We start from the raw sequence: 11,803 nt of genomic DNA on the forward strand, positions 1-11,803 counted from the left end.
GTTTTTAGGTAGGTGCAGTATGCATTTTCTTGCAGAGTATGGGATGTTTTTATTAAAAACCTTCACCCTGGTGATGGCGGTGATTATCGTGTTAGTCAGTGTCGCGGCGGTTGCCGGTAAAAATAAATTAGCAGCAAATGGCAAAATAAAATTAAAAAACTTAAATAAAAAATTCACCGATTATCAAGAGGCGATACAAGAAGCGGTGTTAGATAAAGCTGCCTTAAAAAAATGGCGCAAAGAAAAAAAGCATCTACAAAAAAATAGCGCGGATAAAACATCTAATACTGTATTTGTGATCCACTACAAAGGTGATGTGCAAGCCAACTCTGTTCAGCACTTGCAAGAAGAGGTCAATGCTATTTTAATGGCGGCGACGCCCGCAGATGAAGTCGTGGTAGTGTTAGAAAGCCCAGGCGGTGTCGTGCATGGTTATGGATTGGCGGCATCACAATTACAACGCATTAAAAACCAGCAGATTAAATTAACCGTCTGCGTCGATAAAGTAGCAGCGAGTGGTGGCTATATGATGGCGTGTGTTGCCGATAAAATTCTCGCAGCACCCTTTGCCATTGTGGGATCTGTCGGTGTCGTTGCTCAAATTCCCAACTTTCATCGGTTTTTACAAGATCATAAAGTCGATGTGGAGTTATTAACCGCTGGCGAATATAAACGTACTCTCACCCTGCTTGGAAAAAATACTGTGGAAGGTCGCCAAAAATTTCAAGAGCAGTTAGAAGATACGCATCAACTGTTTAAACAATTTATCAAACAACACCGCCCCGCGGTCGACTTAGAAAAAATTGCTACGGGTGAATATTGGTACGGCCAACAAGCCGTAGGATTAAATTTAATCGATGCCATTCAAACCAGTGATGATTATTTATTATCACTGCATCCTCAACGAAAAATTCTTTTAGTACGATTTAAACTAAGAAAAAATTTAGCGCAAAAAATCAGTCAGGGGATGCAAATGATTATTCGTCACAGTAAAGAGGCCTGGCAAGAACAACCGCAATCTCAAGTATTTTTATAGGTTAGTGCTATGAGTCATCACCATCATGAACATCACCATCATCAGCGTGAAAATATTAAAAAATTATGGTTAGCAGTCATCATTACTTGTATTTTTGCCGCGATTGAAGCCGTTAGTGGCTATTTATCGGGTTCGCTGGCGTTGTTAAGCGATGCTGGTCATATGTTTGCAGATTCGCTCTCTTTAATTTTAGCAGCAGTTGCCACGTGGATTGCGGCCAGACCTCCTTCTCACAAACATTCCTATGGTTTGGGACGTGCGGAAGTTATGGCAGCATTAATCAGTAGTATTTTTATTATTTTAGTCGTGATTGCGATTACCGTTGAAGCCATTCAGCGATTACAAAATCCCTCACCTATCGCAGGTGGCGGCGTGATGGTGATAGCCTTTGTGGGATTAATCGTTAATATTAGTGTTGCCCTTATTTTAGCGCGCGGCGAACAATCCTTAAATATGCGCGCAGCATTATTGCATGTGCTCGGTGACTTGTTGGGTTCAGTGGCTGCGTTAATCGCCGGTGCGGTAGTGTATTTTACTCAGTGGTATCCCATCGATCCGATCTTATCGTTTTTTATTTGTATTTTAATTTTAATTTCCAGTCTGCGTTTATTACGCGATACTTTAAGCGTATTAATGGAAGGCGTGCCTCGGCATATTAATTTAAACGAAGTAGGTTATCGTTTAGCCAACATTAAAGAAATTAAATCCGTTCACGATCTACATATTTGGACTTTATCATCTGGCATGATTGCGCTCACCGCTCATGTGACTATTTTGCGTTTTGAGGAGTGGGATCGCATATTAGGATCGATAAAGCATTTATTAAAAAATGAATTTGCCATTGAACATATTACTATTCAGCCAGAAATGGTGAGTGAAGCAGTGCTTAAACCCATCGATGAATTGAAAGAGCATTAAGCACTTGTTCAAGATTTCCAAGCTTTGTTATCGCGTATTAAAGGATGTATAAGAGCCTATTCCAAACGTTTGAACCCTTTTCACGTCAAAATGAATGCGGAAATTTACTCGGCTTTGGTTTCCGCAGGACTATCCGTTTTTTTCGCTTCCGTGCTGGTGGTACTTTCCGCTGGTTTGGCTTCCGGTTGAGGTTTATTTTTAAAATCAGTTTCGTACCACCCCGAGCCCTTTAATTGAAAGCTCGGCGCAGACACCAGTTTACTCAATTGGGGTTTACCACACTGAGGACATTGACTTAACGGTGTGTCGCTGATTTTTTGTAATACTTCAAAATGATGGCCACAGGCTTGGCACTGATATTCATAAAATGGCATTGCTTTTCTTCCTATTACCAAACATATTTTGCTGCAAAATCATAGCGCTCTCTTCAAGATTTATCAAATAAATAATAAGGTTTTACAAGGAATGTGTTTGCGCAATATCTTAATTGATCCAACGGTGGTAAACACCGAGGTAAGAATGGTGGCGAAGGCTGCGCCTATCATGCCATAAAAATGGGTTAATATGAGCGAGGATACGGTTATTAATATTAAGCCTAACAGTAAAATTCGCAACACGGCTTGCTCATTATCCGAATAAGATAAAAGTACCCGCGCAGGTTTGCCCCACGTATTAATAAAATTTCCAATCACTAATAACATCACCGTAGACTTGGCCGCGGTATATTCCGCGCCAAATAGATTTCCCAGTAAACCTTGGGCAAAAACAATGATTAATAATCCGAATACGGCGCCAGCAGCCAACATAATGAGCGTAGAAATTTGCACATCGGCCTGGAGTTTTTGCCAACTTTTTTCCGCCACCAAGGTACTAATTTTCGGCTTGAAGAAATTCAGCACATCCGTGGTTTTCCAAACGATGGCGGTGAGGGCTAATGCTGCCGAATAATAACCCACCGCATTTTCTGAAGGATGGATGATTTCAACTGCCAGTAAATCCAGGGTAGCGGAAACGGTGTAAATCATATTATTAAAAATTAACTGCACTGATGTTTTAATCCATTTGGGTTTATAAAGCGGAGGATTCATGAGAACATTGACATAATTAATTTTTAAGGCAGAATTTAAAGACATTGAAAAGAGAATAAATTGAATGGCAATCACCAGCAATAAGCCGATCGAAAAAATAACCAGAATCAAACCGCTGGAAATCAATAATTCAAAACCATAGACGGCAAACCCGAGCCCCAATGCATAAGCTAGATAAATTGCGATATTTTTAAAAAAATAAGAATAATATAAATTCTGCGTGCTGAGCAAATAACTTCCCATTAAATTGACCAATGCTAACAAAGGAGAAATCCAAATTAAATACAATACTATGTGTAATTGTTCAAGTTTTTCTGGATCGTGAATATTGAGTAAAAGCGTTATAAAACAGGTGATCAACGCTAAAAATAAAAACAATCCCACCAATTTTATTAATAATTTAAAATTCCAACTAAGATAACCTTCCACCGCATAATCCAAGCGTCGAGAAATGTATTTAGCTAAATAACGTTTAGCGCCACTGTCGGTGCCTAATAAAATAAACACTGCCGCAAATCCCACTAATTGCAAACTTAAGTTGACATCACCGTAAACATGGCTAGGCAAATGTCGCGCTAAAAAGATATTAAAGACGATTTTTACCAGTAAACTGGTTATCATGAGTAATAATAAATTAATTTGAATTCTATAATGCATTTTTTCCCCAGTATGAATCATAAGATACGTCGAATGCTTATCGTTTGGCCAATCATACCAGAAATTCATGATTGGTAATCGCTGTTTATTAAAAATCGGAATGATCGTGCATGGGTGAGATTACGATAATCAAGCTCGTTTTACTTGACAAGATCCGGCAAAATTTTCCTTGAATTTGTCAAATTGATTTTTTATCAGCGAAAAACCCGTTAAAAATGCTGCAAACTTGCATATTACATTTTTTTTGACTAGCTTTATAAGTGCAAGTGTGCATATTTAAGCGTGGAGAGCTGGGCAAATCTCTTGGATTGTTATCTCGTATTTTTGATCGGAGATAACCCGTGGGATTCAAAGCAGTAGCAAAATTCAGCTTGGCGTTTCAAGCATCATCCGCCCTATTTCTTCAGTAAATTATCGCACACTATTTAATTCGATGAGTGTGAAATGATAATGAAGACAATACATATTCAACATGGTTTTAGCATGATCGAGATATTAGTCAGCGTGATGGTCATTTCGATTGGCTTGCTCGGCATGGCAATGTTGCAAACCAATAGTGTGCGTTATAGCCAAGATGCGTATTTAAGTAGCATTGCTTCCAGCCATGCCTATGAAATGTTGGATCGCATGCGCGCCAACCCTGAAGCTGTGGATAATGGCAATTATGATTTTAGCGGAGGCATCCCCACGGTCGCGCCAGGTTGCACCACGTGTAATCCTGCGGATAATGCGGCAAGGGATGCCTTTACCTGGAATCAAACTCTCGCGACTATGTTACCCAGTGGTGCCGGCGAAATTAGTTTTAATGCCGCAACCGGACGCTATACGGTTACCGTGAAATGGGATCGTCGTCCCACTGATGCCCCCAATCCAGTCTGCGGCAGTAATCCCTTAACCAATTTAAGCTGTTTTTCTGTTGAGTTAGTACAATGAGTACTGCGATATTGACTCTAAAAAAACAGCAAGGATTTTCGTTAGTCGAGTTGATGCTGGCATTAGTATTAGGGTTAGTGTTAGTCCTCGGCATTATCGATATTTTTATCAGTAATAAAGCCAGTTATCGCATTCAAGAAGGTTTAGCGCGCATTCAAGAAAATGGTCGCATGCTCCATCGATTTTTAACTAACGATATTCGCCCCGCAGGATTTCAAGGGTGCACGAATTTAAATACCACCACACCAAATAATTTATTAAGCCCCGCATCTACCAATTTGGCCTTTGGTACCAATTCTGTGATCAGCGGCCACGAATACAGTGGCAGCGCTTGGGTGCCAGCGCTTCCCAGTTGGTTAACTACCGCTCTCGAAAGTGGTACCAGTATTCGCCCGAATACGGATGTGATTATTGTTCGTAAAGGCGCTAGCGATAGTGTTAATTTAACCAGCGTAATGACATCCACATCAAGCGTGGTCACTGTACCGGGTAATCGCATCCAAATTGCAGCAAATGATATTTTAATGATCAGCGACTGCCAATTTACCGATATTTTCCGTGCGACTGCCGTGGGTGGCGGCGGGGCTAGCGATTATCAGATTGCCCATGCTGCTACAGGCAATACGTCGGATAATTTATCCAAACTGTATCAAACCGACGCGCAAGTGACGCGTCTGGAATTAACGGCTTATTATATTAAAGACTCTAACCGCACGAATAATGCCGGCGATCCTATTTATTCACTCTATCGCCAAGAGGAAGATGGCGAAGAACGCGAATTAATTGAAGGGGTGGAAAATATTCAAGTCGTCTACGGAGTGGATACCACGAGTGATGGTAATGCCGATACTTATCGCACGGCTGACCAAGTGGAAAGTAATAATGAATGGCCCAATGTCGTCAGTGTCAATATTGCCGCGTTGGTCAGTAGTATTGAAGCCGTCAATGAAATGGAAACCGCCTATACTTTTAATGGAAGCACCGTTACCAATCCCGGGGATAATTTATCGAGGCGACAATGGAATGTGTTTATTTCTTTACGTAACCGTTAAACCAGGAACCTACACATGAGACATGAAATTAAATTTAATCAACATCGCGGTGCCGCACTGGCTGTCGCTTTAATCATGTTATTGGTTTTATCGTTACTGGGCACTGCCGGCATTCGGACGAGTCTATTAGAAGAAAAAATGAGTGCCAATATGCGCGATAGTGAAGTGTCTTTTCATTCCGCTGAAGCCGGTCTGCGTGAAGGAGAAAATTGGATTTTAAATTTAACCACAGAACCCATCCCCGTGATCGCGTGCGCCACTCAACCGTGTGTTATTTCCTATGATTCTAACCGCTATTTGCAAGATCAAACTGAAATTTGGTGGGGTGCTAATTCTGCGGCGATGGCAACGCCCGTCAATAGTGCCGTGGGTTCATCGCAATATGTGATCGAATATTTACGTTTTGTTTCCGATAGTTCCATGCAAATTGGTGCCGGAGTACCTCAGGGCAAACATTATTATCGGGTTACTACCAGAGCCGTGGGCACCAGTCCTCAAGCTATTACGATTTTAAAAGCCACAGTCGCAAGGCGATATTAATACGGTGACGATGATGAAAATGAAATCACTATTAACTACGTTTCTTTGTTTGCTGGCATTCGGCATACCTTGTGCGACAACAGCCGCGCCCTTAAATTTAGCCGATAGTCCATTATTTTTAACCGATACGGTGCCACCGCTCACTATGTTGGTGTTAGGACGTGATCATAAATTATTTTATGAAGCGTATAACGATGCTGCCGATATCGATGGCGATGGCGTAATTGATGTGGGCTACAAACCCGATACTATCGATTATTATGGTTATTTTGATTCTTATAAATGTTATAGCTATGGCAGTAGTCGTTTTAATCCTGTGAGTGTCACGGCAAATAAAAAATGCAGTGGGCAATGGAGTGGCGATTTTTTAAATTATTTAACCATGACGCGCATGGATATTTTACGCAAATCGTTATATGGCGGTTTCCGCTCTACCGATTCCAATACGGCTACTATTCTCGAGCGCGCTCGTATTGTGCAAGACGCGCATAGTTGGGGTAAGGAATATCGAAGCATCGCAGTCGATGGCTATAATATTGCAGATTACACACCCTATTCCGCACCCACTGGAAGCAACCGACATTTATTTGCCAATACCACATTGCAATCGGATGCCAGCGGACATCCACGGTTACGGGTACTACTTAATAGCGGTTATCGCATTTGGGAATGGGTGAGTATTGAACGTCCGGTGGCGAATAATCGAGTGCTCAACGGGGGAAGTGGTCCCACTGTGACACCTACAGATTTTTACGTACGCGTTTTAGTGTGCGCGTCGGGGTTAGAAGAAAATAATTGCCAAAGTTATCCTAATGGTAATTCTAAACCCATAGGCTTATTGCATCGCTTTGGTGAAAATCAATCGATGAAATTTGGACTGATCACGGGTTCTTGGGGAAAAAACTTATCCGGCGGTATGCTACGAAAAAATATTGGTTATATCACTGATGAAATTGATCCCAACAGCGGTATTTTAACGGCGACGACGGGCATCATCAGAACAATTAATAATATGCGTATTTTGGGATTTAGTAGTGGTTACGAACATACCTCGAATTGCGGATATATTTTTGATCGCAAATTTTTCGAAGGAGAATGCCGAGCCTGGGGCAATCCCATTGCGGAAATGATGTATGAATCATTGCGTTATTTTGCGGGAAAAGGCTCGCCGACTGCCGATTATTATTACCTCGGTGGCGATGACGCCGCACTTGGCATGCCCGCTCCTGCTTGGCAAAATCCCTATGCCCCCGCCAATAATCCTTATTGTGCAAAACCCAATATGTTAGTAATTTCAGATACCAATCCCTCTTACGACAGTGATCAACTTCCTGGTAGTGCGTTTGGTTCTTTTACCGGTGATTTATCGGGATTAAACGTGAGCACTCTGGGTCAAACCATTTGGGATCATGAAATGGGTGGACCTCAATCAAAATTTATTGGCGTGAGTGGTGCTGATAACGATGAAGCGCCAACCTTAAAAACGATTACCAGTTTTGGCAATATTCGAGGACTTGCTCCTGAAGAACCTACTAAAGAAGGTTCCTATTATTCAGCCAGCGTGGCGTATTTCGGTGCAACTAACGATTTAAACAGCGCGCAAGGTAATCAAAAGGCCAAAACATTTACCATGACTTTTTCATCTCCTGTAGCCACGATCCCCATTCAAGTCGGCGATAAAACCATTACTATTGCACCTTTTGCAAAATCGGTGGGCGGCTGTAAAGGCAATGGGTATATGCCGACCAATACCATTGTTGATTTCTATGTTGAAGGATTAGGCCCAACAGTCGGTGTATTTCGAGTCAATTTTGAAGATGCTGAACAAGGTGCCGATCATGATATGGATGCTATCGTGCGTTATAGCTATCAAGTGAATGCCAATAATACGGTGAGTATTACACTAAATAGTACCTATGCCGCCGGTTGTATTATCCAACACATGGGATATGTGATTTCCGGCACCACCGCCGATGGCACTTATTTAGAAGTTCGCGATGCGGATACTAGCACAGGTGCGGATGTCGATTATTTTTTAGATACCCCCCCAGGGCAATTGCCGGGTGGTAATTGGAATGATAATACGGCATTACCTTTAAATACCACTCGAACTTTTACCCCGAGCGCAACTGGCGTTGCAACACCTGTGTTACCCAATCCACTATGGTATGCTGCAAAATGGGGAAGTTTTAATGATATTAATGGCAATAATATTCCCGATAATCCATTAGAATGGGATGTAGATGGAGATGGCGTGCCAGATAATTATTTTTTAGTTTCTCAACCACAATTTATCGAACAACAATTAACAACGTTATTTAATAATGTCTTAGCACAATCGAGTTCCGCCTCCAGTAGTTCGGTAAATAGTAGCGCATTAAATTCGGAAACCAGGCTTTATCAAGCAAAATTTAATAGTGAAAATTGGACTGGGTCATTACTTTCATTTGCCCTTAATCCAGCCACCGGCGCATTAATTACTACGGGCTCGGGTCCATTCGGTTCATTATGGGACGCCGGATTAATTTTGGATAATCAAAATTGGAGTTCTGGACGTGAAATTATTACTTATCTAAAAGCCAGTAATACCGGCGTAAAATATGATTGGTCTACTGTGGGCACGACGGTGCAAAATTATCATCATATTAATCCGGTGTCGGGGGTTTCAGATAGCCAAGGACAAGCACGTCTCGAATATATTCGCGGTAAACGCAATGCAGAAATTCAAAATGGTGGAACGTTTAGAAACCGCGATCATGTCATGGGAGATATTGTCAATTCATCTCCAGTATTTGTCACCTATCCGAGTTTTCCTTATGCGGCATTAGCGTTTCCTTCCGGATCGGCTGAAACTGGCAGTTCTGCTGAAACCTATGCGCAATTTAAAGCCAATAATATTAATCGGCAGGCGATGTTATACGTGGGTGCTAATGATGGCATGCTTCATTTTGTGAATGCTAATAATGGTCGAATTGAAATGTCGTATATTCCAGCCGCAGTGTTGCCGCGCTTAAATGTCTTAACCAATCCCGATTATGCTCATCAATATTTTGTGGATGGTAGTCCCAATGTCGGTGACGTCTTTTTTTCTACCGATCAAAAATGGCATACCGTTTTAGCCAGCGGATTAAACAAAGGTGGACAAGCGATTTTCGCATTGGATATTACCAATCCTACTTTATTTGCCGATGAAAATAATGCCTCGCAAATTGTGTTGTGGGAATTTAACGATAGCGATGATGCAGATTTAGGTTACACCTTCAGTCAACCTCAAATTGTGCGTTTAAATAACGGTCAATGGGCTGCCATTTTTGGTAATGGCTATAACAATACGGTCGCGGATGGTAATGCGAGTACTACTGGAAATGCCGTTTTATATATTGTTGATATTAGAACAGGTACTTTAATCAAAAAAATCGATACCGGAGTGGGTAGCTCGAGTGATCCACTCGCCACGGGCAGACCGAATGGACTTGCCACACCGGCTGTTGCCGATATTGACGGTGATTTTATTGCAGATTATGTCTATGCTGGAGATTTATTTGGCAATCTGTGGAAATTTGATCTGCGCGATGCCAATCCAGCCAATTGGGGAGTAAGCTTTAGTGGTCAACCGCTTTTTGTAGCTATCGATGCTTCTAGCAATCGTCAACCGATTACTTCACAACCTTCATTAGGGGTTGTTGAAAATTCACCGCGCGGCATTTATGTCTTTTTTGGCACCGGAAAATACATTGAAGCGTCTGATAACAATCCTGCAACGTCAGGCGTGCAAACGTTTTACGGCGTCAAAGATTTGCATACGACACCTACCATTCGGGGGCAATTATTACAACAACAAATTTTAGCGGAACAAACTTACGTAGGAGGAGATAATCCTACCATCCGTGTGGTCAGCAATAATTTCATCAGTGCGGTACAACGCGGTTGGTATTTAGATTTACAAGTCAGTGGTCAACCGGCAACGGGTGAGAGACAAGTCACACGTTCAATTATTCGCAACAAAAAAATTATTTTCACGACAATTATTCCTTCGCAAAATGTCTGTGAATTTGGAGGCACCGGTTGGCTCATGGAATTAGATATGAATGACGGATCGCGTTTGGATAATACGCCCTTTGATTTAAACAAAGATAATGATTTTACCGACAGCGATAAAGTCAGTTATGCAGGCGCACCCATCAGTGCCAGTGGCATAAAATCGAGTTCGGGTTTAATTCAACCACCGAGTATTATCTCTACTCCAACGATAGAATATAAATATTCAACCAGTACCAGTGGTAATATTGAAATTGTTGGCGAAAATCCTGGGTTAAATGATTGGGGCAGACAATCATGGATCCAAGTCCGTTAATAGCACTCTCAAGGCACGCTAAATAATTCTGCCAAACTAATTGTTAGATTTTCTTTTATGGCTTGATTGGCAGCGATTAAATTAGGAAAATTTTCGGAGTGAGTAAGCTCGTGTTCATTGGGTAATTTCCAGGGTAAATCTTGGTAGAGTTGATATAAATTAATTGCTGATAAATCTCGGCTTAAAATATAGTGATCGCGATCGACGACGTGAAGATAGCGCGCTTTCAACAATACCTTGATGTGATCTTCTGGAGCGATGGGATAATCGCCCGTATAGGATTTTAATAATTCAAATAAGGAGAGTGCTTGGCCTTGACGTTGAGCTTGCCAAAATAAATTTAAATAGGTTAATGCTTGAATAAACGCACTACCCTCTTGAGGTGCTCGGTAAACGTTGCGCTGACTTATGGAATGAGTGAGTAACACGCCGAATAAAATAATTATCCAAGATAAATATACCCATAAGAAAAAAATCGGGATGGTCGCAAGTGCGCCATAAATCATTTGATAGCTGGAAAAATGTAAGATATAAACTGTAAATGTTTTTTTAGCCAGTTCAAAACAAACCGCCGCAATTGCAGCGCCCACTAAACCCGCTTTTAATGGCACTTTAGTATTGGGGATCACGGAATATAAAATATAAAATGCCAACGTAGTAATAAAAATGGCGCTCAAATTTAAAATCAATGTCGCATGTGCCATTTTATTAGCCGTGCCTTGCAGTAAGGGTAATGATAATACATAGGAACTCACCACGAAACTGGCGCCTAATAAAATCGGAGTCAGTGTTAGCATTGCCCAATACACTAAAAAAGCCGATAACCCTTGGCGTTTTTGCCGAACTTTCCAAATTAAATTAAAGGATTTTTCTAAACTGCGGATCATTAATAACGCAGTAACCATTAAAAATAACAAACCCGAAACCGATAATTTCGCCGCTTGATTCATAAAATTTTGCAAATAACTGACAATTAATTGTCCTGAGTTAACTAAAAAATGGGAAAAAATAAATTGTTGAATTTGGGTAGCAACGTGTTGAAATACCGGAAAGCTTGCAAGAATAGTGACAGTCACCGACATCAGCGGAACAATGGCCAATAAACTGGTAACTGTGAGCACGGCGGCTTGTTCATAATACCCTTCGGAAAAAAAACGTTTAATTATTATTTGCAAAAAATTCAACTGGGCAACTATTTGTTTTTTCATGGACAATTTTCTTAGCT

Annotated in this window: 9 protein-coding genes; 6 read left to right on the forward strand and 3 right to left on the reverse strand. The window is 41.2% G+C overall.

The window, feature by feature from the left end; translation table 11 throughout:
* The first annotated feature begins 19 nt into the window (after nucleotides 1-19).
* Both sohB and KIT27_03530 read left to right on the forward strand, forming a co-directional pair.
* Complete coding sequence (sohB, locus tag KIT27_03525) at nucleotides 20-1,036, forward strand: protease SohB (protein ID MCW5588713.1); 1,017 nt, start codon at nucleotides 20-22, stop codon at nucleotides 1,034-1,036.
* Between the two features lie 9 nt (nucleotides 1,037-1,045).
* The gene (locus KIT27_03530) at nucleotides 1,046-1,954 is read left to right on the forward strand and encodes a cation transporter (GenBank protein ID MCW5588714.1); all 909 of its coding nucleotides are present in this window, start codon (nucleotides 1,046-1,048) and stop codon (nucleotides 1,952-1,954) included.
* A 104-nt stretch (nucleotides 1,955-2,058) separates the two neighbouring features.
* Here the strand turns inward: KIT27_03530 and KIT27_03535 are convergent, their stop codons facing one another.
* Both KIT27_03535 and KIT27_03540 read right to left on the reverse strand, forming a co-directional pair.
* Entirely contained in the window at nucleotides 2,059-2,328 is a 270-nt protein-coding gene (locus KIT27_03535) for a zinc ribbon domain-containing protein (GenBank protein MCW5588715.1), read from the reverse strand.
* Nucleotides 2,329-2,391: 63 nt separating this feature from the next.
* Nucleotides 2,392-3,699, reverse strand: a complete 1,308-nt coding sequence (locus KIT27_03540) for a polysaccharide biosynthesis C-terminal domain-containing protein (protein MCW5588716.1) — start codon at nucleotides 3,697-3,699, stop codon at nucleotides 2,392-2,394.
* 450 nt (nucleotides 3,700-4,149) lie between these two features.
* Between KIT27_03540 and pilV the strand changes: the two genes are divergently transcribed.
* Genes pilV through KIT27_03560 form a run of 4 tightly spaced genes read left to right on the forward strand, consistent with a single transcriptional unit; the run spans nucleotide 4,150 to nucleotide 10,578 of the window.
* Nucleotides 4,150-4,632, forward strand: a complete 483-nt coding sequence (gene pilV / locus KIT27_03545; protein ID MCW5588717.1) for a type IV pilus modification protein PilV — start codon at nucleotides 4,150-4,152, stop codon at nucleotides 4,630-4,632.
* Nucleotides 4,629-5,684, forward strand: coding sequence for a PilW family protein (locus tag KIT27_03550; GenBank protein ID MCW5588718.1), 1,056 nt, complete (start codon nucleotides 4,629-4,631; stop codon nucleotides 5,682-5,684). Before pilV ends, KIT27_03550 begins: the two co-directional genes overlap by 4 nt.
* A 15-nt stretch (nucleotides 5,685-5,699) precedes the next feature.
* On the forward strand, nucleotides 5,700-6,224 hold the full coding sequence (locus tag KIT27_03555; protein MCW5588719.1) for a hypothetical protein: 525 nt from the start codon (nucleotides 5,700-5,702) through the stop codon (nucleotides 6,222-6,224).
* Nucleotides 6,225-6,243: 19 nt separating this feature from the next.
* The gene (locus KIT27_03560; GenBank protein MCW5588720.1) at nucleotides 6,244-10,578 is read left to right on the forward strand and encodes a hypothetical protein; all 4,335 of its coding nucleotides are present in this window, start codon (nucleotides 6,244-6,246) and stop codon (nucleotides 10,576-10,578) included.
* Nucleotides 10,579-10,586: 8 nt separating this feature from the next.
* Here the strand turns inward: KIT27_03560 and KIT27_03565 are convergent, their stop codons facing one another.
* Entirely contained in the window at nucleotides 10,587-11,786 is a 1,200-nt protein-coding gene (locus KIT27_03565) for a YihY family inner membrane protein (GenBank protein MCW5588721.1), read from the reverse strand.
* Nucleotides 11,787-11,803 lie beyond the last annotated feature (17 nt).

Source organism: Legionellales bacterium (assembly GCA_026125385.1).
GTDB lineage: Bacteria > Pseudomonadota > Gammaproteobacteria > JAHCLG01 > JAHCLG01 > JAHCLG01.

What these genes read in the sequence shown, in the direction of transcription:
- KIT27_03565 (MCW5588721.1), bottom strand. Translation starts at nt 11,786, where the DNA reads ATGAAAAAACAAATAGTTGCCCAGTTGAATTTTTTGCAAATAATAATT.
- pilV (MCW5588717.1), top strand. Translation starts at nt 4,150, where the DNA reads ATGAAGACAATACATATTCAACATGGTTTTAGCATGATCGAGATATTA.
- sohB (MCW5588713.1), top strand. Translation starts at nt 20, where the DNA reads ATGCATTTTCTTGCAGAGTATGGGATGTTTTTATTAAAAACCTTCACC.
- KIT27_03555 (MCW5588719.1), top strand. Translation starts at nt 5,700, where the DNA reads ATGAGACATGAAATTAAATTTAATCAACATCGCGGTGCCGCACTGGCT.
- KIT27_03540 (MCW5588716.1), bottom strand. Translation starts at nt 3,699, where the DNA reads ATGCATTATAGAATTCAAATTAATTTATTATTACTCATGATAACCAGT.
- KIT27_03560 (MCW5588720.1), top strand. Translation starts at nt 6,244, where the DNA reads ATGAAATCACTATTAACTACGTTTCTTTGTTTGCTGGCATTCGGCATA.
- KIT27_03530 (MCW5588714.1), top strand. Translation starts at nt 1,046, where the DNA reads ATGAGTCATCACCATCATGAACATCACCATCATCAGCGTGAAAATATT.
- KIT27_03550 (MCW5588718.1), top strand. Translation starts at nt 4,629, where the DNA reads ATGAGTACTGCGATATTGACTCTAAAAAAACAGCAAGGATTTTCGTTA.
- KIT27_03535 (MCW5588715.1), bottom strand. Translation starts at nt 2,328, where the DNA reads ATGCCATTTTATGAATATCAGTGCCAAGCCTGTGGCCATCATTTTGAA.